General features: G+C 67.0%; 20 protein-coding genes, 1 tRNA gene and 4 pseudogenes. 15 read left to right on the forward strand and 10 right to left on the reverse strand.

Translation table 11 applies throughout. The features are described 5' to 3' along the window. Nucleotides 1-8: 8 nt before the first annotated feature. Entirely contained in the window at nt 9-857 is an 849-nt protein-coding gene (locus AB0O89_RS11275; protein ID WP_292707872.1) for a DUF6671 family protein, read from the forward strand. Between the two features lie 33 nt (nt 858-890). Here AB0O89_RS11275 and AB0O89_RS11280 read toward each other — a convergent pair whose 3' ends face one another. The 6 genes and pseudogenes from AB0O89_RS11280 to AB0O89_RS11305 all read right to left on the reverse strand — a co-directional run bounded on the left by AB0O89_RS11280 (nt 891) and on the right by AB0O89_RS11305 (nt 6649). Next, a complete protein-coding gene (locus AB0O89_RS11280) occupies nt 891-1595 on the reverse strand; it encodes an SDR family NAD(P)-dependent oxidoreductase (RefSeq protein ID WP_292707869.1) in 705 nt (234 codons plus the stop codon). Nucleotides 1596-1696: 101 nt separating this feature from the next. After that, nucleotides 1697-2926 carry a low temperature requirement protein A gene (locus tag AB0O89_RS11285; protein ID WP_363497568.1) on the reverse strand — a complete coding sequence of 410 codons (1230 nt, stop codon included), beginning with the start codon at nt 2924-2926 and terminating at the stop codon, nt 1697-1699. Between the two features lie 132 nt (nt 2927-3058). Beyond that, nucleotides 3059-3316, reverse strand: a pseudogene (locus AB0O89_RS11290) (TetR-like C-terminal domain-containing protein); the annotation flags it as partial. 151 nt (nt 3317-3467) lie between these two features. After that, entirely contained in the window at nt 3468-4895 is a 1428-nt protein-coding gene (locus AB0O89_RS11295) for an FAD-dependent oxidoreductase (RefSeq protein WP_363497523.1), read from the reverse strand. 52 nt (nt 4896-4947) lie between these two features. Further along, on the reverse strand, nt 4948-5325 hold the full coding sequence (locus AB0O89_RS11300) for a cupin domain-containing protein (RefSeq protein WP_363497526.1): 378 nt from the start codon (nt 5323-5325) through the stop codon (nt 4948-4950). A 10-nt stretch (nt 5326-5335) separates the two neighbouring features. Beyond that, nucleotides 5336-6649, reverse strand: coding sequence for an aspartate aminotransferase family protein (locus tag AB0O89_RS11305; protein WP_363497529.1), 1314 nt, complete (start codon nt 6647-6649; stop codon nt 5336-5338). 138 nt (nt 6650-6787) lie between these two features. Between AB0O89_RS11305 and AB0O89_RS11310 the strand changes: the two genes are divergently transcribed. After that, nucleotides 6788-8248, forward strand: a complete 1461-nt coding sequence (locus AB0O89_RS11310; protein ID WP_363497532.1) for a PucR family transcriptional regulator ligand-binding domain-containing protein — start codon at nt 6788-6790, stop codon at nt 8246-8248. 14 nt (nt 8249-8262) lie between these two features. On the opposite strand, the gene AB0O89_RS11315 is transcribed toward AB0O89_RS11310, so the two are convergent. Continuing rightward, nucleotides 8263-9783 carry a CoA-acylating methylmalonate-semialdehyde dehydrogenase gene (locus AB0O89_RS11315; RefSeq protein ID WP_363497535.1) on the reverse strand — a complete coding sequence of 507 codons (1521 nt, stop codon included), beginning with the start codon at nt 9781-9783 and terminating at the stop codon, nt 8263-8265. Between the two features lie 106 nt (nt 9784-9889). Next, nucleotides 9890-10624 (reverse strand): sulfite exporter TauE/SafE family protein, encoded by a 735-nt coding sequence (locus AB0O89_RS11320; RefSeq protein WP_363497538.1) that lies wholly within the window; start codon nt 10622-10624, stop codon nt 9890-9892. A gap of 241 nt (nt 10625-10865) precedes the next feature. Between AB0O89_RS11320 and AB0O89_RS11325 the strand changes: the two are divergent. The 4 genes and pseudogenes from AB0O89_RS11325 to AB0O89_RS11340 all read left to right on the forward strand — a co-directional run. Next, nucleotides 10866-11294: pseudogene (locus tag AB0O89_RS11325) on the forward strand (FAD-dependent monooxygenase); the annotation flags it as partial. 176 nt (nt 11295-11470) lie between these two features. Then, the gene (locus AB0O89_RS11330) at nt 11471-12016 is read left to right on the forward strand and encodes an FAD-dependent monooxygenase (protein ID WP_300594563.1); all 546 of its coding nucleotides are present in this window, start codon (nt 11471-11473) and stop codon (nt 12014-12016) included. Between the two features lie 39 nt (nt 12017-12055). Continuing rightward, on the forward strand, nt 12056-13540 hold the full coding sequence (locus AB0O89_RS11335; protein WP_363497541.1) for a hypothetical protein: 1485 nt from the start codon (nt 12056-12058) through the stop codon (nt 13538-13540). A 60-nt stretch (nt 13541-13600) separates the two neighbouring features. Beyond that, a complete protein-coding gene (locus AB0O89_RS11340) occupies nt 13601-14251 on the forward strand; it encodes a TetR/AcrR family transcriptional regulator (RefSeq protein ID WP_363497544.1) in 651 nt (216 codons plus the stop codon). Here AB0O89_RS11340 and AB0O89_RS11345 read toward each other — a convergent pair. Continuing rightward, on the reverse strand, nt 14238-14537 hold the full coding sequence (locus tag AB0O89_RS11345; RefSeq protein ID WP_363497547.1) for an SDR family NAD(P)-dependent oxidoreductase: 300 nt from the start codon (nt 14535-14537) through the stop codon (nt 14238-14240). The genes AB0O89_RS11340 and AB0O89_RS11345 overlap by 14 nt on opposite strands. A 68-nt stretch (nt 14538-14605) precedes the next feature. Next, nucleotides 14606-14696: transfer RNA gene (locus AB0O89_RS11350), tRNA-Ser, on the reverse strand. A gap of 161 nt (nt 14697-14857) precedes the next feature. Here AB0O89_RS11350 and AB0O89_RS11355 point away from each other — a divergent pair. The 9 genes and pseudogenes from AB0O89_RS11355 to AB0O89_RS11395 form a co-directional block, all read left to right on the forward strand. Beyond that, nucleotides 14858-16222: an amidohydrolase gene (locus AB0O89_RS11355; RefSeq protein ID WP_363497550.1), complete on the forward strand. Its 1365-nt coding sequence runs from the start codon at nt 14858-14860 to the stop codon at nt 16220-16222. Between the two features lie 51 nt (nt 16223-16273). Further along, complete coding sequence (locus AB0O89_RS11360; protein WP_228177457.1) at nt 16274-16798, forward strand: ferritin; 525 nt, start codon at nt 16274-16276, stop codon at nt 16796-16798. A gap of 54 nt (nt 16799-16852) precedes the next feature. Then, nucleotides 16853-18238, forward strand: coding sequence for an MFS transporter (locus tag AB0O89_RS11365; protein ID WP_300591529.1), 1386 nt, complete (start codon nt 16853-16855; stop codon nt 18236-18238). A 24-nt stretch (nt 18239-18262) separates the two neighbouring features. After that, complete coding sequence (locus tag AB0O89_RS11370; protein WP_300591512.1) at nt 18263-19213, forward strand: L-lactate dehydrogenase; 951 nt, start codon at nt 18263-18265, stop codon at nt 19211-19213. Between the two features lie 179 nt (nt 19214-19392). Then, the gene (locus tag AB0O89_RS11375; protein WP_300591513.1) at nt 19393-20070 is read left to right on the forward strand and encodes a GntR family transcriptional regulator; all 678 of its coding nucleotides are present in this window, start codon (nt 19393-19395) and stop codon (nt 20068-20070) included. Next, complete coding sequence (locus tag AB0O89_RS11380) at nt 20054-20485, forward strand: acyl-CoA dehydrogenase family protein (protein WP_300591514.1); 432 nt, start codon at nt 20054-20056, stop codon at nt 20483-20485. Before AB0O89_RS11375 ends, AB0O89_RS11380 begins: the two co-directional genes overlap by 17 nt. A gap of 29 nt (nt 20486-20514) precedes the next feature. Beyond that, nucleotides 20515-21485, forward strand: a pseudogene (locus AB0O89_RS11385) (IS3 family transposase); the annotation flags it as partial. A gap of 109 nt (nt 21486-21594) precedes the next feature. Then, nucleotides 21595-22683 carry a tyrosine-type recombinase/integrase gene (locus AB0O89_RS11390; RefSeq protein WP_300590808.1) on the forward strand — a complete coding sequence of 363 codons (1089 nt, stop codon included), beginning with the start codon at nt 21595-21597 and terminating at the stop codon, nt 22681-22683. Continuing rightward, nucleotides 22646-23090 (forward strand): annotated as a pseudogene (locus tag AB0O89_RS11395) (integrase); the annotation flags it as partial. The gene AB0O89_RS11390 and the pseudogene AB0O89_RS11395, both read left to right, overlap by 38 nt.

Genomic DNA, 23090 nt, shown 5'->3' on the forward strand with positions numbered 1-23090 from the left:
CTCGCGACGTGACCACGATCGACCCAGCCGGTGGGGGCGTGCGAACCGAATCGCCCTACGACGGGATGACCGCCGCGGTCGGCACTCTCCACGGCAAGGAGAGGCAACTCGAGCCCGCGCTGCGGCGGTGGCACGGTGTGCGCGTCGTAGCCACCCGGGAGGTGAACACCGACCAGTGGGGAACCTTCACGGGCGAGAGGCCGCGGCAGGTGGCTCCCGCGGAGGCGGCACGACTGAAGGCTGAGGCTGCTACGGATGAGCTCGGGGCCTCACTCGGGATCGGAACCGAGGCATCGTTCGCGAGCGTGCTCGGATTCGGCCCGCCAGTGCACGAAGAGATCGTCGTCTTCGTCGATCGCGCCCGGGGTATCCACATCACCGAGACGCATCGGCGGTTCTCCCACGTGCCCCCACCGCGGACCGCTGCAACCCCCGCCGAAGCCCGGGTGCTGCTCAGCGCCCTCGGCTACCCGTCCCACGGCGCGGTCATCCGCGGCTCTCGCGGCGAGGTCGTCAAGGGCGTGCAGACCTTCGAACCCGTGTCGCGAATGCTGTCAACGGGCCGGGTCACGATCGAGGCCGATCTGCGCGCACACATGAATCCGACACGGCAGCGCGTGATCCGGCGGCTCGCCTGGCGCCTATCTGCGCGCCTACGCTGCCAATGCCCCGCCTGCGGCACTCCCGGCTACGGCATCGTCGGGAGCGAGCGCGGAGCGCCCTGCGCCGCTTGCGGCACGCCGACCCACGTCATGCGTGCTGACGTTTGGGGCTGCGCATCATGCCCACACCGGGAGGAGGTCGCGCGACGAGCACGCACCGCCGACCCCGGGCGGTGCGATGCCTGCAACCCGTGACGTCGGCGGCGAGTCAGCCGTTCAGTACGTCGATCACCACGGCAACGGACGTCCGTCGCGGGTTAGGGACCCACGCTCCACCGACCCCGGATGCAGAATCGGTGCGAGCACGCTTCGGGCACCGTCTCTCGGCGGCCCGGCACCCATCTCGGCCATTCCGGGCGCAGTAGCCGTGAGCCCCGGGTCCACGGCGAAGACGTCGATACCCTCCTCACTCAGCTCGAGCGCTGCCTTCCGTGCGAGAGCATGTACCGCAGCCTTCGATACGGCGTACGAGGCAGCACCGGGGTGGGTTGCGATACCGAACTGCGGATCGCCGTGGGAGCCGCCACCGCTTCCCACGATCACAATCCGGGCGTTGCCGGCGGCGCGTAGGGCGGGAAGGAACGCGCGAATCGTCTGCCACGTCCCCACAACGTTGACCGCGAGGATGTCTCGCACCAGGTCCAGGTCGGCAGTGGCGACAGTCTCGTCCCACGGGGCGAACTGCGCGGCGTTGGCGACAAGCAGATCGACGGATGCCGTCATCGTGGCCACGGCGCGAGCCGCACTCTCGATCTCGGCCGCAGAAGAGATGTCTGCGGATATGACCTGGACTGCAGGGACACCGTCGAACGTCGTGCGGGCAGCCGCGGGGTCGCGCACCACCGCGAACACTCCCCACCCATCGGCGGCGAGTTCACGCGCGACTTCCGCCCCGATTCCGCGCCCCGCTCCGGTCACCACAGCCGTGGGCATCCGCGCCACCCCGCTCTCTCGCTCAAACAGACGATCCTGCGCCGGGTGCTGGGCAGTGTCGCCCTCGTTGCGTGCCATCATCGCACGACGCAGCGCCGATGTCAGTCCCTCTGCTGGGGCGCCTGCGTCCGCTGCACGAGGGCGACAATGGCGGCCGTCACGGCGAGCGCACTGGCTGCGATAGCCAGTGCGGGAAGCGGAGCCACTGCCTGCGCGAGCGGGATCAACACGACCATCACAACGGCCGGAATTGCCACCGCTCCCGCTCGCGGGGTGGCGCTGACCCATGCGGAGATCGCGATAGTGGCAATGACGCAGGCGGCCCCGGCCATCAGCGCGATCGCACCGAACCAGCCGAACGGTTCGCTGTCTGCGACGTGCGCCATCGCCTCTTCGATCCCCAAGGCTGCGATGATCACGCCCGCGACGATCGCCGCATGACCGTAAGAGTAGACATCCCGGGCCATGACAACCTGGCGCCCCTCGGATCTGCGCTCGAGCTCGCTCTCGCCCCACGGTGCGAACCGCGTGAAGTACGTCCACCACAGCAGGATCGACAGCAGCAAGGCGAGAACTGCACCGATGATGACGGAGGCCGAGATCGGTTCACGCGCGACTGCAACGCCGATCGCAACGATGGACTCGCCAAGCGCAAGGATGACGACCAGGCCGTGCCGTTCAGCCCAGTGCGACGGGCTGTGCAATCCCCAGCCGCCGCCTGAGCGCGAAGAGAGCCGAGTGACGAGCAGGTCGTAGGCAAGGGCACCGAGCCAGATCCACAGCTGGGCCTGCCCTCCGATCACCGCTCCGATCACGAGGGCCGCAACCGACGGAATCATCGCACCACCGAGAAAGACGATGATCTGTCGCCGCAACGCCACGTCTTCGCCGGCGCTCAGCGCGTAGAGCGCAACGTGCACGAGACGGACCACGGTGTACGCCAGGGCAAGCACGAGCGCCGCGGTCGGCGCGCCCTCCGCTGCGGCGAAGGATTCGGGGATGGCCAGGGCGATCACGAACACCGCAGCCATCGCCACCGACATCCCGACGATCATCACGGGCTGATCCGCAGGTGCGCGATTGGCCACCCACGCGAATCCCACCCACGTCCACCACAGCAGCCCGAGCACGACCAGTCCCTGCAGGAGCGCCTGGGCATTGTGGCCCTCGACCATGAAGGCCGAGACCTGCGTGAACGCGAAGACATAGACCAGGTCGAAGAACAACTCGAACGTCGTTACCCGACCTGCATCGCCTCTCGCAGGCCGAAAGGAGACACGCAGTCCGCGGCTCCACGGCGCCGAGCGCGGTGGGGAGGGAGAAACACTCATGAGCAACCTTTCATCATCCCGTGAGTCTGCCGACGGCGCATGACACCCACACCAGGTCAGCGACCCGGCGCGCCCAGTCCGCGGGGTCGCGCGTCCGGCGACGTGGAACGAGTACCAGGACCCCGTCAAGAAGCTCGCGGCGATCTCGACGTCGGCGTCAGCGGTCAGGTCACCCGCCGCTCGTCCCGCGGCGAAGATCCGACGAAGGCGCTCTCTGCGGGGGCCAACGATCAGCTCCAGGTAGGAAGCGCGAACGTGCGGATCGAGCCCATCGCTGAGCATCAAGCCGGCCAGGGGCAGCGCCCCGGCGGCGCTGATGCAATGCGCGAAGTGCTCCAGCTCAGCAACGAGGTCTGAGTACGGGTCCTCAGTCACGGCTGGCGGATCCACCTGAGCGAGCAAGCGGCACCGCGTCGTACCGTCTCAGCCATAGAGCGACCGTACGCGCCGTCTGTCAAGAGTTTTTCGACGACCGTCACAAAACAGTTGAACTTTATCGCGATGCCCCGTCCACCCCGAGAGGAGTTCTCTCCGCCCGACGTCAGGAGTCGAAGCCCACGCCGAACAGTCCCGCAAGCTTCAGCAGCGGTCCATCCTTGCCGCCGTTTCGGTCCGACTTCGCGACGGCTCGTCGCATGAGCTGGATCAGCGGGTAGGCCAACGGCTCCGGCGGAATCGGGATCGGGAGCCGGCGCGACATCTTCAGCCTCGTGCGGTCGGTTTCGCGACCCTCGAGCAGGTCGAGCATGACATCAGCTCCGAACCGCGTTGCTCCGACGCCGAGCCCGGTGTAGCCCGCGCTATAAGCGACGCGCCCACCGCGAGCCGACCCGTGGAATGCGACGAGCTGGGTGGACATGTCGATCGCGCCACCCCATTTGTGCGAGAACCGGATGCCGGATAGTTGCGGGAACGTGCTGTAGAAGTGATCGGCGAGCCGCTCGAAGGTCTCGGGGCGTTGGTCCTGCGCCGCCTTCACACGCCTGCCGCGGTGGTAGACCGCGTCATACCCGCCGAACAGAATCCTGTTGTCGGAAGACTTTCGGTAGTAGTGGAACTCGCGCGACGAGTCGGTGATTCCGTGACGCTCGGTCCAGCCGATGGCGGCGAGCTGGTCGGCGCTCAGCGGCTCAGTCATGAGCACATAGTCGTAGATCGGCACCGTGAACAGGCGCAGTTCGGGCAGCAGCGACGCGAACACGTTCGTGGCAAGAGCCACCCGGCTCGCGCGGATCTCGCCGTGCGCAGTCTGCGCGACCATGACATCGCCGTCGGTGCGCAGGCGGGTCACCCGCGTGTGCTCGGAGATCTCGACGCCAAGACGCTCGGCGGCCGCAGCGAGCCCCCACGCGAGCTTGGCGGGATTCACGTACGCGACGCCGTCGGTTCCGAACATCCCGGCACGGTAGAGGGGGGAGTTCCCCCGCTCGCGAAGGCTCTCGCCCTCGAGGAAGGTCTCGTTCGCGGAGTGCTCCGCGGCCTCTCGAAGCCAGCGGATCTGATGAGGCTCGGTGGCCACCGTCAGAACGCCGGTCTCCTCCCACTCTGCGTCGATGCCATACCGCTCGATCGCCGCGCGGATCTCGGCGAAGTTCTCGTCGGCGAGCCGGTTCAGCACCGGCATCTCGTCAGCGAAGTGCAGCTCCCCATTCTCCGGTCCGTGGGTGAGGCTTGCTTCGCAGAAGCCACCGTTTCGGCCGCTCGCAGCCCAGCCGATGCGGTTTCCCTCGACGAGGACGACACGCCGCTTCGGGTCGCGCTCCTTGGCGATCAGTGCCGTCCAGAGCCCGGCGAATCCCCCACCCACGACGAGCAGATCGGTGGACACCCGCCCCGAGACCGCGCCGCGTGGATCGGGACGATCGGGGTTGTCGAGCCAGAACGGGGTCGTGGATGCCTCGGCCAAGGCACCACGAATGGCGCCGAGGTCAGTGCGGATCTCGTGGCCATACGCCGTGGGAGCGCTCATCGGCATCCTCTTTCGGTGGTGGTCGAAGACCCAGCCGCGGCCGCGCGGCGGATCATGGTTCCGGCTCGATATCCCGCAGGATGTAAACCTTTCGAAGCCCCACAGGCACGTGCCACCGCGTCAGCATCCCCGTCTCGAGCCGGCACAGGGAGCCGGCTCGCAGCTCGATCGTTCGGGTGACCTGTCCGTCCTCCCCGATGAGTTCGACAGTCGCCTCACCCGAGACGACGACGAACACCTCGTCAGCCTCGATGTCGCGCATCGAACCGGCAGTCATCTCCCAGATTCCGACCGTGGTGTCGCCGACCACAGCAACATCGATGAAGCCCGTGCTGGGTTCTCCCTCGAGTCGAAGATCCTCGGGAACCGGCGTCGCCGCCACATCCACGGCCGCGACGTCGAGCGGTTGGAAGGGCGCGAGCCGTGTCATCGCTGTCTCCTCAGCCGAGGCGGCCCAGCGCCGCGTCGATGATTGTGAGGCCGCGGTCCAGCTCGGACTCGGTGACAACGGCCGGCGGCACGACATGGAGCCGGTTCTCGGCGAAGAAGCCGAGCAGGCCCTGGTCGAGAAGATCCTTCTTGAGGGCTGCCATCCGGTCGGCGCCGAGGGGCTCGCGCGTCTCGCGGTCGGCGACGAGCTCGACGGCCCAGAAGACACCGCGACCGCGCACCTCGCCCACCACCGCATGACGCTCGGCGATCTCGCGCAGGCGCGGGCCCAACACATCCGTTCCTATGCGGGCCGCGTGCTCCACGATCTTCTCGTCCGCCATCGCCTCGATCGTCGCGACGGCTGACGCAGCGGCGAGCGGATGACCGGAATACGTGAGGCCGCCGGGGAACACCCGGTCATCGAACGTACGCGCGATCGCATCCGAGATGACCACGCCTCCCAGCGGCACGTACCCGGAGTTCACGCCCTTCGCGAAGGTGATCAGGTCGGGCGTGACATCGAAAGCGTCGAACGCGAACCACTCGCCGGCGCGCGCAAACCCCGCCATCACCTCATCGAGGATCAAGACGATGCCGTAGCGGTCGGCGATCTCGCGGACTCCGGGGAGGTAACCGGGCGGCGGAACGAGCACGCCGGCGGTTCCGGGGATCGTCTCGAGCAGAATCGCTGCGATGGAGTCGGGGCCCTCTGCCTGGATGGTTCGCTCGAGGTGGCGGAGCGCTCGCTCGCTCTCCTGCTCAGGAGTGGTGGCCCAGAACTCCGTGCGGTAGAGGTAGGGCCCGAAGATGTGCACGTGCCCGCGCGAGAACTCGTTCGGAATACGGCGCCAGTCGCCGGTGGCAACGATCGCAGCGCCGGTGTTGCCGTGGTACGAGCGGTAGGTGGAGATGACCTTGTCACGCCCCGTGAAGAGCCTCGCCATCCGGATCGCGTTCTCGTTCGCGTCCGCGCCGCCGTTGGTGAAGAACACCTTCGTGAAGCCCTCGGGGGCACGCTCGAGGATCAACTCAGCGGCGCGCGCACGAGTGGCGTTCGCGTGAGCCGGCGCGACTGTGGAGAGCTGCGCCGCCTGCTCCCGGATGGCCGCGACGACCCGCGGATGCTGGTGGCCGATGTTCACGTTGACGAGCTGGCTCGAGAAGTCGAGGTAGCGGCGACCGTCGACATCCCAGACCTCGCTGCCGCTCCCACCGGCAAGCGGCAGAGGAGCGAGGGAGCGCTGCGCGGACCAGGAGTGGAAGACGCTCGACTTGTCGCGTTCGCTGATGCTCGCGTTCGTGTCGTCAGGAGTGAGAGCCATACGCCTAGTGTGCTCCGCGGAAGCGGCTCGCGTCGTTCACAATTGTCGTACTGCGAACTCTTCGATCGACAGATTGGCACGACAATTCCGACGACGCTGCGCTCCCTTCTTGCTGTTCGGGCGTTCGGCCTGCGCGCCGTGGGTGAGCTTGATGCTGATCACCTCGAGCGGACCGTCTCGTGGGTTCACAACTCCGACCTCCCCGATCCCACGCCATGGCTGGAACCCGGGCAGCTGCTGCTGACCGACGGCGGGCAGTTCGCCGGACCGACTCCGACCTCTCCCGAGGACTACTGCCGCCGGCTCCAGCAGCGCGGGTTGGCGGGATTGGGGTTCGCAACAGATGTCATCCATCCGGAGGTGCCCGCCGAGCTCATCGATGCGTGCCGCCGCCACGAGATCCCCCTCATCGAGGTGCCCGGCACGACGCCGTTCATCGGCATCATCCGACACGTCGCGGATGCCGAAGCCGCCGATCGTAGCGCGCGGCTGTCGTGGACGCTCGAGTCGCAGCGCGCGTTGGCGCGGGCAGCTGTGCGCCAAGACGGCCTGCGTGCGATTCTGCGAACCCTCTCCTCCCGGCTTGGCACCTGGGTGGCGCTTTTCGATGCGGCGGGACGACCCCTCAGCCTGCCGGGGATCGCCGAGGTCCCGGCATCCGTCGAACCCGCGATCGTGGAGCAGGCGCGGATGCTGCTGCGCAAATCCATACCGGCGAGCATCCGGGTCGCCGAGCCCCATGCCGCGACGCTGCAGACGATCGGTCAGAACGGGCGACTCGGGGGCGTCCTCGCCGTCGGCGCCGACACCCCGCTTGATTCCGCGCACAGCGATCTTGTCGAGTCGGTCATCGCCCTGGCGAGCATTGCGCTGGAGCAGCAGCGCGCCGTCTCGGATGCGCGTCTGCGGGTGCGGACCGGAGTCATCGAGCTGCTCCTGGCGGGCCGCGCAGAAGAAGCTTCCCGGTCATCCACGGCACTGTGGGGACGGATGCCGACGCCGCCGCTGCTCGCCGGTCAGGTCGTGGGGTTCACCGGAAGCCAGTCGCTTCTCGACGAGCTTGAGCTTTCCGCAACGGCGGAACCGGGCATCCTCTTCTTCGCCGAGCGCGAGGAGGATCTGCTGATCCTGGTCACGCGCGAGGGACTCGCGGGGGTCGCTGATCTGCTGCAGAAACATGACACCGCCGCAGGCTTCGCCGAGCTCGATCGATGGGAGGAGCTCGGCCGCGCGCTGGCCGAGGCAGCCCATGCTGCCCGACAGTCGAGCGAGCCCGGGGTCATCGAGTTCGCCGCGATCGCCGACCGCGGGGTGATCGGCATGCTGCGAAACAACGGCGGTCCGCTCCTTGCCCGCCGCATGCTCGCGCCGCTCGATCAGCTAGCTCCGGCGCACCGTGAACGTCTGCTCGCCGCCGCGACCGCCTGGTTCGCAGCCAATACCGCGTGGGATCCCGCTGCCCGCACGCTCGACATCCATCGACACACCCTGCGCGCCCGCATCGATGAGCTGGGCGAACTCCTCGGCCTGGATCTGTCATCCTTCGACGGTCGCGCTCAGCTGTGGGCGGCGATGGAACTCTCCTCCGCCGAACGCTGAGCGCCGACGCGCCCTCAGGTGTTCTGCGGGAAGCCCAGGTTGATCCCGCCGTGTGTTGCCGGGTCGAGCCAGCGCGCGGTGACCGCCTTCTCGCGCGTGAAGAAATCGAACCCGTGAACGCCGTAGGCCTTGGCATCACCGAACAGCGACTTCTTCCACCCGCCAAACGAGTGGTACGCGACGGGAACCGGGATCGGCACGTTGATGCCGATCATGCCGACCTGCACCTCGTTCTGGAATCGTCGAGCGGCGCCCCCGTCGTTCGTGAAAATGGCAGTCCCGTTGCCGAACTCGCCCGAGTTGATCAGCGCGACTCCTTCTTCGAAGCTCCCGACCCGCACGACCGAGAGGACTGGACCAAAGATCTCCTCGGTGTAGGCGCGGCTGGTGATCGGAAGGCCATCGATCAGCGTCGGTCCGAAGAAGAATCCGTCCTCGTGGCCGTCGACGACCAGCGAGCGGCCATCGACGACGATCGTGGCGCCATCCGCCTCGGCGATATCGACGTATCCAGCCACCTTCTGGCGGTGCTGGTCGGTGATGAGCGGGCCCATGTCGGGTTCCGCGTCGCCGGTCTGTGCGCCGTTGCCGACGGTGAGCCGCGCGATGCGGTCCGTGATCTTTGCGATCAGCTCATCGGCGACGGGCTCCACGGCGAGCACCACACTGATCGCCATACACCGCTCACCCGCCGCGCCGTAGCCGGCATTGACTGCCTGGTCGGCGACGAGATCAAGGTCGGCATCCGGCAGCACGAGCATGTGATTCTTGGCCCCACCGAGCGCCTGAACTCGCTTGCCGTTGCGTGCGGCGGTCTCGTAGATGTACTGCGCGATCGGCGTGGAACCGACGAAGCTGATGGACTCGACGGTGGGCGAGTTCAGCAGCCCATCCACGGCCAGCTTGTCGCCCTGCAGGACGGTGAAGGCGCCGTCGGGAAGCCCCGCTTCCTTCCACAACCCCGCGAGCCAGAGCGCGGCCGACGGGTCTTTCTCGCTCGGCTTGAGAACGACGGCGTTGCCAGCGGCGATGGCGATGGGGGCGAACCACAGCGGCACCATCGCGGGGAAGTTGAAGGGGCTGATGACACCCACGACGCCGAGGGGCTGCTTGAGAGAGTAGACATCGATCCCGCTCGAGGCGTTCTCGGAGTACGCGCCCTTGATCAGGTGGGGGAAGCCGGTGGCAAGCTCAACGACCTCCTGACCGCGCAGGATCTCACCCATCGCGTCGGAGAGCACTTTGCCGTGTTCGGCGGTGATGATCGCCGCGAGCTCCGGCTTGCGCGCATTGAGCAGCTCACGGAAGGCGAAGAGCACGCCCTGGCGCTTGGCGATCGACCACGACGACCACTCCTCGAAGCCGCGTCGTGCCGAGGCAATGGCGGCGTCAGTTTCCGCCTGGTCGGCCAGCGCGACGGTGGCCGCGACCACGCCGGTAGCGGGGTTGAAGACCGGGGCCGTGCGCCCGGATGTCGACGCCGTCGGTGCGCCGTCGATCCAGTGCGGGATGGTCGGGATGTCGAGTTCAGCCATGTCGTCAGGTTAGGTCACCTGCCAGGACAAACCGATCGACAATCTGTCACGACAGACCGGCGCGAATGCCACACCGGCACGCGGAGTCGTCGCCTCGTAGGACCCCTCAGATCAGGAGGTACACGGCTCCCACGACAGTCAGGACGATCACGATCTGCTCGAAGAGGCGTTGACTGATCGCAGCCGCGATCCGTCGTCCGACCAGCGCACCGATGACCACCGCGGGCACGAGGATCAGATCGATCAGCAGGCCGTGCGGCGTGATGAGCCCGAGACCGATCGAGAAGGGGACCTTCGCGACATTCACCGCGGCGAAGAACCACGCAGCGGTCCCGAGGAACACCTGAACGGGCAACCGTGCCGCGAGGAAGTACATCGACATGACCGGGCCCGCCGCATTTGCGACCATCGTCGTAAATCCGCCCATCACCCCGTAAAAGCCAGCTGCCACCACGCCTGGTGCCGCGTCGGCATCCGTGCGGGATCGCCGCCAGAGGGTGACAGCGATGACGACAAGCAGGATGACGCCGATCGTGCGCCTCACCCACTGATCCGACGCAAAGGCGAGGAAGAGCGTGCCCACCAAGATCCCAGCGATCACCGTCGGGATGAGCCGCAAGAGAGCCCGAACGTCGGCGTGACGCCGGTAAGCGAGCAGCGCCAGAGCGTCACCCACGATGAGTAGTAGCAGGATCGTCCCGGTGGACTGCTTGGCCGGGAGTGCTGACGCGAAGAGAACCACAGCGATGGTCCCCGCTCCCGGCAGCGCGGCCTTCGACAGTCCGATAATGACCGCGCCGGCCGCAAGCGCGACCCACGCGAGCGCGCTCAGTTCGGGCACGGCAGGTCTTCAACGGTCACGATCGGCACGCTACCGGAGGCTCGCGCCCTGCACTTCGCATCCGTGGCGGGCGCAGGTGCATGCCGGGAACTCCTCACTGCACGCCGAAGGGCCCCTCTTGCGCGTCGCCACGGGAGTCGGTACATTTCGAATCCGAACCATAGCTCGGATTCGAATATTCGCGCTGCGTATACGCGCGCAACCGACGGCCGCTCAGAGAGGAAACGCCATGGCAGAACCGATGAAGATCCTGATTGTCGGCGCCGGCATTGGCGGCCTGACCACCGCCTCGGCCCTTGCCCGAATCGGCGTCCACGTCGACGTCATCGACGTCAAGCCCGACAACAGCGTCGCCGGGGTCGGCTTCGGGCTGCGGATCAACGGATTGCGGGCGCTGCGAGAGATCGGCCTGCTGGATGACTTTCTGAAGCTCGGGCACCCTGCTCCGGGGATCGACAACTACGACGCCGAGGGCAACTTCCTGAGCAACATGAGCTACGGCACGCAGGACGAAGGCCTCCCGGGGTGCGTGACGATGGCACGCGTTGCCTTCCTCGAGATGGCTGCCCAGCATGCCCTCGACAACGGCTGCACTATCCGGATGAGCACGACCGTGACGAATCTGGAGCAGGACGAGAACACCGTCTCCGTCACCTTCAGTAGCGGTGACCGCGGCGATTACGACCTCGTCCTCGGCTTCGACGGCATCAACTCGCAGATTCGACAGGATCACTTCGGCGAGAAGTACGCTCCGCGGCCGGTGGGCGGTGTCGCGTGGCGCGCGGCGCTTCCGAACCGGCGCAAGCTCATGCAGCCGATCATCTGCCAGGGTATGGCGGCAAGATCATGCTCACTCCCCTGTCAGAGGACGCGATGTACATGGTGCTCACCGTGGCCGAGGAGGGGCGCCCCCGCTACGACTCGAACAAGATGGCCGAGATCATGCACGATCGCGCCGTCGCGCTCACCCGCGGATCCGAGTTCCTCGCAGACGCGCTCGAGGACGTTCGTCATTCCGAGAACGTCGCGTACACGCCCTACTCGACAGTATGGGTTCCGTATCCGTGGTTCCGAGGCCGCATCATGATCATGGGTGACGCCGCACACGCGATGACGCCCTACCTCGGATCCGGCGCAGCGATGAGCATCGAAGACGGAGTCGTCCTCGCCCAGGAACTCGCGAAAGATCAGCCCCTCGTCGACGCGCAGATGAACGTCATGAAACGTCGCCTGCCGCGCGTGCGAGCCGTCCACGATCGCTCGATTGAGTCGATGCTCGAGGAGTTCGACTCGGTGACGCCGGAGACCTACCGCGCTCGCGTCGATTATCTCCGCCACGACGAGCCCATCGCGAACGAGTACGCCAACCGCCTGCTGCGGATGCCGTACTGAGCGCCCCGCATCCACCCCGTCACAACCGAGGAGACCCGCGTGTCGCATCCTGACGAATCGTCCCCTGCTGCCACCGCCACACCCACCGCTGATTCTTTACACCGAACGTTCATCATCGACGCCGCCGACGAGAGCGCCTTCCGTGCGCTCAACGGGGTGGGAGGCATCCCCGGACCTGTCGACGCCTACCCCCAGTTCCCCGACATGACGCCCCTGTGGCGTGAGGGGGGAGTGACGGTGGTGCGTTCCTTCGACTGGCTGTCGCGCCTTGACACCCGCAACAACCCGACGAGCCTCTTTCCCGACTGGGATGCCGATGTCAACGACCCTGCGAGCTACAACTTCGCAGCCACCGACCAGTGGGTGGAGGCGGTGCACTCCATCGGGGCGCAAGTGATGTTCACTGTCGCAAGCTCCATCCCCTCGAACAAGCTGCCTGCAGAAGACCTCGAGGTATACGGACAGGTCGTCGAGCACATCGTGCGTCATTACTCGCAAGGGTGGGCCGGGGGCCCCGCCACTCCCATCCGCATCTCTGAGTTCGGCGACCAGCCCGACTTCGGGCCGCTGCACTTCGCGGGAGAACCCGAAGAGTTCTACGAGATGTACCGGGCGTTCTGCGAGGCGGTGCACCGCGTCGATCCGTCGCTGACCGTCGGGGGCCCGGCTACCGCGTTCCCTCTCGACGGCGACGCACCCTACCGCGAGGGCTTCCTCGAGTTCGTGCGCACGAACGATCTGCCGCTCGACTTCTTCTCGTTCCTCTGGTTCACCGACGGAAGCCGCGACCCACTGGACTTCCGATACGTGTCGAATCAGCTGCGCGCGCTTCTCGACCGTCATGGCTTCACCGACACCGACCTGACCCTCAGCTACTGGAACTACCTCGCCGTTCCCAGTAGCAACGCGCCGGCGGCCGAAAAGGGAGCCTTTCAGGCAGCGACGGCGATCTACCTGCAGGACACGGTCATCGACCACGCGTTCTTCTTCCGCGCTGACAGCGGGCTCGACCCGCACTACGGCTTCGTCGACCCCGCCGGGGTAGGAGCTGCCGATGGCAGCCCTGACGAACGCTCTCGCGCGCTCGCGATGGCCGGACGCACACTGTCGGGCAGCCGGCTCGCCGTCACCGGCGCTGACGAATCCGGACTGGCGTGTGCAGCGAGCCGCGAGGGCGAGGTCGTGCGTGTGCTTGTCGCCAACTATGCGGCTCCCGACTGGGCGTTGGCCCCACGGGCGGAGGATCGGTTCACGTTCCGCATCCCGATCGGGGAGCATCGCATCGAGCTCGGCCTCACGCTCCCCCCACAACGTGGTGAACTGGCGTCAGCGGGAGTGACCTCGGCCCGCATCCAGGTCAGGAACCTCCCGTGGGCAGGACGCTCCGTCAGCGTCACGCGCACGTCGGTGTCAGGAGCTGCCGACGAACCCTACGACGCGATGGTCTCCGAAACGGGCGACATCGAGCTGGACCTCGACCTCGCACCCCAGTCGGTGTTCCTCGTCGAGGTGGCGGCGCGGTAGACCCGCCGCCGGGTGGTTACACTCCCGACGAGGGACGACGACGCGCGAAACGGAGCGAGGATGGCCACACGACCGACCATCAACGGGGTGGCCGAACCCAAGCAGCGACGCAGCCGCGACTCCTTCGCGAAAGTACGCTCCGCGGTGCTCCAGCTTCTGCAGGAGCGCGGCAACGGCCAGTTCTCGATCGCCGAAGTGAGCGCGGCTGCTGGCCTGTCGGTCGGCACCATCTACGGCCGAGTATCGAGCAAGGCCGACCTGCTGCGAGTGGTGCAGAACGAAGAGTTCGATCGCCTCGATGCCGAGACCAGGGAGCGCGTGAGCGCTGCCGGGCTGGGAGCAGCAACGTTCGAAGGGTCCGTGACATCGGTCGTCACCGCGTACGCCGAGCTGCTGCGACAGAACCGCGAACTGCTGTCGCCGTTCTTCCTCCTCGGCGTCGAGGACCCCGCCATCCGCGACCGCGGCCGGCAGTCCGGCCACGCGGGCCAGGCAGTCTTCGTTCGCGCCATGCTGACCGCCGCCGAGGAGCACCAGGTCGAGTTAGCCGCAGCGCGCGCGGACTGGGCTTTCGAAGTCTTCTACAGCTTGAGCGTCCGCTATCTCGGCCTCGGCGTCGCGGCAACGGTCAGCCCCGAGAACGACTACGACTGGAACGACGTCCTCGGACGTCTCGCCGACACGGTTCATCTGATCCTCACATCGAGCTGACGGCCACGCCCCTCGTTTCCGGCGCGGAGTCAGCGGGAGCCCCGCCTTCGACGCTAGCCATCGACGCAATGTTGATGATCCGCCCATAGCGCTGTCGATGCATCACGGGGACCGCAGCTAGACACATGAGGTACGTCCCGCGAAGGTTGATGGCAACGATCCGGTCGAATGTCGACACCGGCACCTCTTCGATGTCAGCCCGATCATCGCCCTGCGGCGCTGCCGCGTTGTTCACCAGCACGTCGAGGCGGCCGTATCTGTCGACGGTCTCGGGCGCGCCCGTCACCGTGCCGATTGGCGAATGACGAAGGCCCCGATTCCCGCGTTATTCCGCGGATATCGGGGCCTTGCACATGGCGGTGACGGTGGGATTTGAACCCACGGTAGGGGGTTACCCTACACAACTTTTCGAGAGTTGCACCTTCGGCCGCTCGGACACGTCACCGCCGTCCAGTTTACGACACGCCGCTGCTCCGCAGAAATCCTGGTGACGACAGCATCCGGCATCCGCGAGCACCGTCGAAACCGCGCCGACATGAACCGGCGATAACGTCACCGGGAGCGAGCGTCGACATCCGTTGCGGCGCCAGAACGGAAGGGACAAGCGTGCACCTCCTCACCGCCGACATCCTTGTTCCGATGGATGCCTCCCGCAGCGTACTCACCGATGCCGGTGTGGCGATCGACGGCGACACCATCGTCGCCGTCGACGCTCGCGACGAGCTGGAGCGGCGATATCCGGATGCCGAGCACCGTCACCTCAGCGATCGACTTATGATGCCGGGGCTCATTAACGGCCACCACCACTCTGGGCTCCTGCGCGGAACCGCCGAGCACATGCCCGTGTACGAGTGGCTGCGCGTGCACATCGATCCCATGCATCGAGTTCTCCAGCCGGATGACGCGGCGGCAGCAGCCTGGCTCTGCTACGCCGAGGGACTCCTCTCAGGCACGACCACCGTCGTAGATATGTGGCGCTACATGGATCGGGCCGCCGCCGCCGCGGTCGAGCTCGGCAACCGACTCGTCACCGTCAACTACGTCGGCGAGCATCCCAACTTCGACTACTTCGACACCCTCGATGACAACGAACGGATGCTGCGCGAATGGACGGGCGCGGGCAGTGGTCGAATCATGCCATGGGTGGGCCTGGAGCATCCGTTCTACGCCGACGACGCCGGTCGCGCCCGTGCCGTCGCGATGGCGCGGGCCTACGGCACCGGCATCTACACGCACTGCAGCGAGTCCGACCTGGACGTGCAGATATTCGCGGAACGCACCGGGCTACGCCCGATGCATGCCCTCGAGCGCATGGGCTTCTTCGACACCCCCCGCGCCATGATCGCGCACGCAGTGTGGCTCGACACTGACGAGATCCGCCTGATCGCCGAGCGTGGTGTCGGGGTTTCACACAACCCCGTCAGCAACATGAAGCTCGCCAGCGGCATGGCCCCGATCGCAGAGATGCTGGCCGCGGGCGTGAATGTCGGCCTCGGCACCGACGGCGAGAAAGAGAACAACAACCTTGACATGTTCGAGGAAATGAAGGTCGCGTCCCTGCTCGGCAAGCTCCGAAAGATGGATGCCGCGGCCATGGACTCCTGGCAGGTGCTCGAGATGGCGACCGTCGGCGGTGCGCGCGCAATCGGCCAGGGCGACAGACTCGGTTCGCTCGAGCCAGGCAAGCAGGCCGACCTGATCACCATCCGTACTGACACACCCCGGATGACCCCGCTCCTTCCCGCGGGATCCCACGCGAATGTCCATCACAATCTCGTGCATGCGGTGCGCGGTGGTGACGTCGATCGGGTCGTCGTGGCCGGTCGCACGGTGGTCGCTGACGGCATCCTTACAACCGCCGACCTCGACACCCTCATCGCGAACGTGCGCGAGCGAGTTCCAGGGCTGTTCGCACGCCGCGCCGACTACCTCACGTCGGTCGGGGAACCCAGAGGCCTGTTCACTCAGTGACGGCCCTCTGCCAGGATGGCAAGGAGAGTATCGCGATCCGATCGGAGTGTCATGACCACGTTCGACCAACTGCTGTCCGAGCAGATCGGCCACGAGTTCGCCGCCAGCCAGCAGTACATCGCCATCGCCGTTTGGTACGACGACCACGACCTGCCGCAGCTCGCGCGCCACTTCTACCGCCAGTCCGTCGAAGAGCGCAACCACGCGATGATGCTCATCCAGTACCGCCTCGACCGCGACATGGGCGTGACCATCCCCGGCGTTCCGGCTGTGCGCACCGACTTCGCCGACCACGCCGAGCCGATCCGCCTGGCACTCGAGCAGGAGAAGCGCGTTTCGTCACAGATCGAGGCGCTCTTCGCTGCGGCCCGCGCCGAGAGCGACGGACTGGGAGAGCAGGCGATGCTGTGGTTCCTGAAGGAACAGGTTGAGGAGGTCGCGTCGATGACGACCCTCCTGAACATCGCCGAGCGCACGACCAACCTCTTCGACATTGAGAACTTCGTCGCTCGCGACATGCCGAACGGCGACTCGACCGAAGCTGACGCGCCGCCCGCTGCCGGCGGCGCCCTCTGATCTGAGCGACCCACCGTCGCGCAGGGCGCGTAGCGTGACGGTGTGGCATCTCACATGAGTCGGTCGCAGCGGCTCATCCTCACGATCGCGATCCTCGCGTCGTTCGTCGCGTTCCTCGACGGAACGCTCATCAACGTCGCCCTCCCCGCGATCGAAGACGACCTCGGCGGCGGCCTCACGACCCAGCAGTGGGTAGTGGATGCCTACCTCATCACCCTCGGATCGCTCATCCTGCTCGCCGGGTCGATCTCGGATGCCTTCGGCAGGCTGCTCGTGCTGCGCATCGGCCTCTACGGATTCGCCGCGGCATCCGTCGTCATCGCGATCGCGCCAGACCCCGCCATCCTGATCGTCGCCCGAGCGGTGCAGGGTGCAGCTGGCGCGTTCCTGGTCCCGAGCTCTCTGGCGCTCATCACCTCGCGCTTCGACGGCGCGATGCGCGGCCGGGCGATCGGCATCTGGACGGCCATGACCACCGGCGCCATGATCGTCGGGCCCCTCATCGGCGGCGTCTTCGTCGACTACCTGTCGTGGCGATTCGCGTTCGTCATCAACGTCGTACCGATCGGCATCACGCTGTGGCTCCTCCACACCCTCGGCGAGCGCGACGAGCGCCGCCCCGATGCGCGCATCGACTGGATCGGCGCCGCCCTGTGCACCTTCGGACTCGGCGGGGCGGTCTTCGCGCTGATCGAACAACCGAACCTCGGATGGGGATCGCCCGTGATCTGGGGGACGTTCGCGGCCGGCATCCTTCTGTTCGCGCTCTTCCTCTGGCGTCAGCGGTCGGCGACGGCGCCGATGTTGCCGCTTGACCTCTTCCGCATCCGCAACTTCTGGACTGGCAACATCGCGACCCTCTTCGTCTACGCGGCGCTCTCACTCAACGGCTTCGTCGTCACCGTGTACCTGCAGCAGCAAGCCGGCTTCTCTGCGACTCTCGCGGGGCTTGCGAGCCTGCCCTCAACCGTCATGATGGTGCTGCTGAGCGCGTCGATAGGGTCACTGTCCGACCGTTTCGGACCACGGATCTTCATGACCGTCGGACCGCTCGTGATGGCCGGCGGATCGCTGCTGCTTCTCACGGTCACCGACCCCGTCAACTACTGGCTCCAACTCCTTCCGGGGCTCATCCTCTTCGGACTTGGGCTTGCCATCACGGTCTCGCCCCTCACCGCGGCGATCCTCGGCGCGGTGGACCCTGCCCGATCGGGCATCGCATCGGCCATGAACAACGCGGTCGCAAGAATCGCCGGGCTTCTCGTCATCGCGACGCTCGCGACGATCGTCGCCGGGAGCCTCGATCTGGACGGATTCCACCGCGCCGCGATCGTCACCGCCGGACTCATGGTCGCGGGCGGCATCGTGTCTCTCCTCGGCATCCGGAACTCCGATGTCGCCTCAGCCGGCGGGGACCCGGCGCCCGCTACCGGGGCGTAACGTCGACCTGCCAGACTGTCCCCCATGAGCGTGATCGAGAACTCGAAAGTCACCGTCGTCGGCGCCGGCAGCGTCGGCTCCAGCGTCGCCTACGCCGCCCTCATCCGCGGCTCAGCCCGCCATGTCGCCCTCTACGACATCAATACCGCGAAGGTGGATGCCGAGGTTCTCGATCTCGCTCACGGCACCCTGTTCACCGGCACGAGCGACATCACCGGCGGCAGCGACATCTCGGTAGCCGCGGGTTCGCACGTCGTCGTGATCACCGCCGGCGCGAAGCAGAACCCGGGGCAGAGCCGCATCGAGCTTGCGGGCGTGAATGCCGGCATCCTGCGAAAGATGCTCCCCCAGCTGCTGGAGGTGGCCCCCGACGCGGTCTACGTCATCGTGACCAACCCGTGCGATGTGCTGACGGTGCTCGCCCAGGAGGAAACCGGGCTTCCTCCGGAGCGGCTGTTCGCGTCGGGAACCGTACTCGATACGTCTCGGCTGCGCTGGAAGCTCGCGCATCGAGCTGGTGTTGCCACCTCGAGCGTGCACGCCTACATCATCGGTGAGCACGGCGACACGGAGTTCGCCCTGTGGTCCCATGCGAGCATCGGCACGGTCCCGCTCCTGGAGTGGGAGTCGGAGGGCCACCCTCGAATGACGGTCGATGAGCTCGACGCGATCACCGTCGATGTTCGGGATGCCGCCTACAAGGTCATCCAGGGCAAGGGCGCGACCAATTACGCGATCGGACTCTCGTCGGCGCGCATCATCGAGGCCATCCTGGGTGACGAGAACGCCGTCTTGCCCGTCAGCACGGTGCTGCAGGACTTCCACGGCATCGACGGGGTGGCGCTCTCGGTGCCCTCGATCGTCAATTCCCGCGGTGCGTTCCCGATCCGCCAGACGCCGTTCTCCCCGAACGAACTCGCACTGCTGCGCCGGTCGGCAGATGCCCTTCGCGAGGTGGCGACCTCGCTGCGCTGACCTGGATCGGGCGCTCCCGCAGGCGTAGCTAACTCCTCACGATCGGCGGAACTTCGGCGACTCGGCACAGCAGGAGCGGGCCGATGGCGCCGGTCCTGCTGAGTTGGCGACGGATGCCGTGGCGGACCGATAGCGTGTGGTCAGCCCCACTGCGGAACGCGTCCGTGTGAGGAGAACCCGTGACCACCTACCTCCCACTGCCACGCCCGGGTGGCGACGCGGACACGATGCGCGTCCAGCATGGGCTCCTGCGCTACGTGCGCGAGGCGGCGGCGCTCGGGGCCCCGTTGCCCGGGGAACTGGAGTTGACGGCGCGCCTGGAGTGCAATCGCCAGCAACTGCGCAACGCGATGGCCCAGCTCGAGGCGCAGGGCATCGTGCGGCAACGGCAGGGGACGGTGACCACGGTCGATCCGATCGCCCTGCGCTTGAGCGTCCGCCTTGAGGAGCAGTTCGAACACACCGAGCTCCTCGACCGCCTCGACTATCGCGCCGAAGTGGAGGTGCTCGACTCCCGCACTCTGCCCCTCGGCGCGGAGATCGGTGCAGTGATGGAGCGGCCGGCAGACACCACCCGGCTGGCGGTTCGCAAGCGATGGTGGGCGGATGGTGCCGTCGCGATGATCGCCGATGACACCGTGCCGATTCCGGTCGAGCTCCCCGCGGATCTCGACCCTGTCCGCATCGGGGCTGGATGCCGCCTTCCTTCCACCGGAGCATGGCGGCCAGGGCCTGTCCTATGTGACGCTGGCGCACACCGTCCGCATCCTCGCCTCCCACCACCCCGCCGTCGCCACGGTCTGGCTCATGCACATCGGCGCAGCGCACGCGCTCGTGACGATGTCCGCTCCCGATGAGGCTGCCTTCTTCGCAGCCAAACTGCGCGCCGGCGAGCGCTTCGTCAACGCCCTCTCCGAACCCGCGGGCGGCAGGTTCTTCCTCGCACCCCAGCAGAACGCGACTCCCGCCGGCGAGAACTGGGTGCTCACCGGCCGCAAGGTGTTCGTCTCGGGCTCGGAGGCCGCAGACCACATGCTCGTCAACACGAGCATCGACGGGACCCCGGCCTTCTTCGGGGTGACGGTCGATGACAGCATCAGCTTCCCGCCCATCGACGAGACCGTCGGCATGCGCGCAACGCGCAGCCGCACTGTCCTTTTCGAGAACACGCCGCTGCTGGCATCCCGCCCGCCGACTATGCGAACCTCATCACCGTCGGATTCGCGATGCTCTCGGGGTCTGCCCCGAGTTTGGTTGACATCTGAACTGTGAGGATTCGTCCTCGCTGGAAGGATGTTCTTGTGGCAAAGCCCTATCCCCGAGAGTTCCGCGATGATGTCGTGGCCGTGGCCCGGAAGGGTCAGGCGCCGCTGGCGCAGATCGCGAAGGACTTCGGTATCTCCGAAGGCTCGTTGAGCAACTGGATGAAGCAGGCCGACGTCGAGGACGGCAAGCGTGCCGGCCTGACCGACGACGAGCGCAAGCAGCTGCGTGAGGCGAATAAGCGGATCCGGCTGTTGGAGCAGGAGAACGAGGTGCTGCGGCGGGCCGCGGCGTATCTGTCGCAGGCGAACCTGCCGGGAAAATAGTCTTCCCGCTCGTCCACGAGATGGCTGCGGCCGGTGCTCCCGTGAGGGTGCCGGTCGCGGTGGCGTTGCGGGTCCTCGGCCTGTCCAGGCAGGGGTACTACCAGTGGCTCAAAGACCCGGTCTCCCAGCGGGACTGGGACGACGCGCACCTGATCGATGTGCTCTACGACCTCCATGCCGACGACGTCACGCTCGGCTACAGGTTCCTCACCGATGAGCTCGAGAGCGAGCACGGGATCTCCGCGAGCGAGAACCGGGTGCACCGACTCTGCCGGATCGCGGGCATCCACGCGTCGCACCACCGCAAGCGCAGCAAACCCGGCAGCACGGGACCTGCGCCGCATGATGACCTCCTCGCGGTCGTCGACGAGCACGGCGTCATCCGGCACGAGTTCATCGCCGACGGGCCGAACAAGGTCTGGCTCTGGGACATCTCGGAACACCCGACCAGAGAAGGCAAACTCTACATCTGCGCGATCAAAGACGTCTGGTCGAACAAGATCGTCGGTTACTCCATCGACACCCGCATGAAGTCATCTCTCGCCCGCGCGGCGATGCGCAACGCGATCGCGTTGCGCTCACCTGACGGCACGATCTGCCACTCCGACAGAGGCGGCCAGTTCCGCGCGAAACGCACCCAGAACCTGCTCCGCAACAACGGGCTCGTCGGCTCCATGGGCAGATCCTACGGCACCCTCTTAACCGGTTATTCGACCCGCGAGCCCAGGCGGCGACACGCCGGTGGGCGTCGCGTCCGTCGCGTGTGTGACGCACGGGTGCAACATGTGTCGCATGACGGACAAGGAAGTCCTGCGGCTCGAGCAGCGTGACGGCGAGTGGGTGCTCGCCGGTGAGCACGCCGCCCGGTTCGCGCTGGTGGACGAGTACCTCGCGCATCTGCTGGATCGGAACTACTCGCCGGCGACGGTGAGGTCCTACGGGTATGACCTGCTCGCGTTCTGCCGCTGGCTGTCCGGGCAGAACCGCCCGCTTGAGGAGGTCACGACCGATGATCTCCTCGGATTCCTGCGGGCATGTCGTGAAGCGACCCTGCCAGGCAGGCCGGGCCCGAACGTCGTCGGGATGGATGGCCGCCGGCTGGACCGATACGCGGCGACGACGATCAACCGTCGGCTCGCGGCGATCTCAGGGCTGTTCACGTATGCGGGACTGCGCGACCCGGCGAGGCGGAACCCGGTCCCGCGGGGCAGGGAAGCGCGCTGGCGGACGAGCGGGGAGCGGTCAGGGATGCTCGCTCACACCGTCCGGCGCCCGGTCGCGCGATCCGCGCTCAGGTTGCGGGAACCACGCCGGCTGCCGGTCGCACTGTCACCCCAGGACGCGGCGACGCTGGTGGGGAGTCTGCGGACCTGGCGGGATCGGGCGATCGCAGGGCTGATGCTGTGGTGCGGGCTGCGGTCGATGGAAGTCCTCGGCCTGCACGTGAAGGACGTCGACATCGGCGGCCGCTGGGTCACTGTCACCGGCAAGGGCGCGAAACAGCGCCGCGTCCCGCTGGACCCGGACGTCGCGTCGGTGATCGACGTCTATCTCCTCGCCGAACGCCCCGAGTCAGACTCCGAGTTCCTGTTCCTCGTCGGCAAAGGCCCGAACCGCGGCGGCCCGTTGACGGCGGCAGGGTTGCGGACGGTGTTCCGCTACCACCGGGGCCTGACCGGCGTGACCGGCGGGCACCCGCACGCGCTGCGTCACACGTTCGGAACAGTCCTCGCCGAGGCCGGCGTCGATCTCGCGGTGATGCAGGCCCTTCTCGGTCACGCGCATGTCGACACAACCGCCCGCTACGTCCACCTCGCTCCTGCTCACGTGAAAGCCCAGTTCGATGCGGCACGCGAACGCATCCGCTCTCAGCAGCGGTGACCCCGGGATCGCGTCGCTGCGAGGCGATGATCTCCGGGACGCGTATCTGCGTCACCTGACGGCGACCGGCCGAGGGAACCCGTCCTACGAGTGGGCTGCGCGACGGTTCTTCGAGTCCTGGCCGGACCCGCAGGACTGGGCGGCGACACCGCTTCAGCAGCGACTGTCGGCGGGGTCGGCAGCGCGTCCGGTGATCACGTTCCTGATGCTGCACGGCGGGTTGCGGCCGGGATACGACTACCTGCTTTCGAGGAAGCTGTCACCGCTCTGGCGGGAGATCCAGACCAGCCCGCTGCGGGCCGAGATCGACGGGTTCCTCGACGAGGCCGAACAGCTCGGGTTCACCGCCCGCACGCGGCTTGCGACAGGCTCCCAGGCGCCGATCCGGCTGCTGATCCAGACGGGAA

Origin of the sequence: Microbacterium sp. NPDC076895 (assembly GCF_040687115.1) — a bacterium.
Taxonomy (GTDB): domain Bacteria; phylum Actinomycetota; class Actinomycetes; order Actinomycetales; family Microbacteriaceae; genus Microbacterium.

Coding starts and splice junctions, on each gene's coding strand:
- AB0O89_RS11280 (WP_292707869.1), bottom strand. CDS start 1,595: ATGCCCACGGCTGTGGTGACCGGAGCGGGGCGCGGAATCGGGGCGGAA.
- AB0O89_RS11285 (WP_363497568.1), bottom strand. CDS start 2,926: ATGAGTGTTTCTCCCTCCCCACCGCGCTCGGCGCCGTGGAGCCGCGGA.
- AB0O89_RS11295 (WP_363497523.1), bottom strand. CDS start 4,895: ATGAGCGCTCCCACGGCGTATGGCCACGAGATCCGCACTGACCTCGGC.
- AB0O89_RS11300 (WP_363497526.1), bottom strand. CDS start 5,325: ATGACACGGCTCGCGCCCTTCCAACCGCTCGACGTCGCGGCCGTGGAT.
- AB0O89_RS11305 (WP_363497529.1), bottom strand. CDS start 6,649: ATGGCTCTCACTCCTGACGACACGAACGCGAGCATCAGCGAACGCGAC.
- AB0O89_RS11315 (WP_363497535.1), bottom strand. CDS start 9,783: ATGGCTGAACTCGACATCCCGACCATCCCGCACTGGATCGACGGCGCA.
- AB0O89_RS11330 (WP_300594563.1), top strand. CDS start 11,471: ATGCTCACTCCCCTGTCAGAGGACGCGATGTACATGGTGCTCACCGTG.
- AB0O89_RS11340 (WP_363497544.1), top strand. CDS start 13,601: ATGGCCACACGACCGACCATCAACGGGGTGGCCGAACCCAAGCAGCGA.
- AB0O89_RS11360 (WP_228177457.1), top strand. CDS start 16,274: ATGACCACGTTCGACCAACTGCTGTCCGAGCAGATCGGCCACGAGTTC.
- AB0O89_RS11365 (WP_300591529.1), top strand. CDS start 16,853: ATGAGTCGGTCGCAGCGGCTCATCCTCACGATCGCGATCCTCGCGTCG.
- AB0O89_RS11370 (WP_300591512.1), top strand. CDS start 18,263: ATGAGCGTGATCGAGAACTCGAAAGTCACCGTCGTCGGCGCCGGCAGC.
- AB0O89_RS11380 (WP_300591514.1), top strand. CDS start 20,054: ATGTCCGCTCCCGATGAGGCTGCCTTCTTCGCAGCCAAACTGCGCGCC.
- AB0O89_RS11390 (WP_300590808.1), top strand. CDS start 21,595: ATGACGGACAAGGAAGTCCTGCGGCTCGAGCAGCGTGACGGCGAGTGG.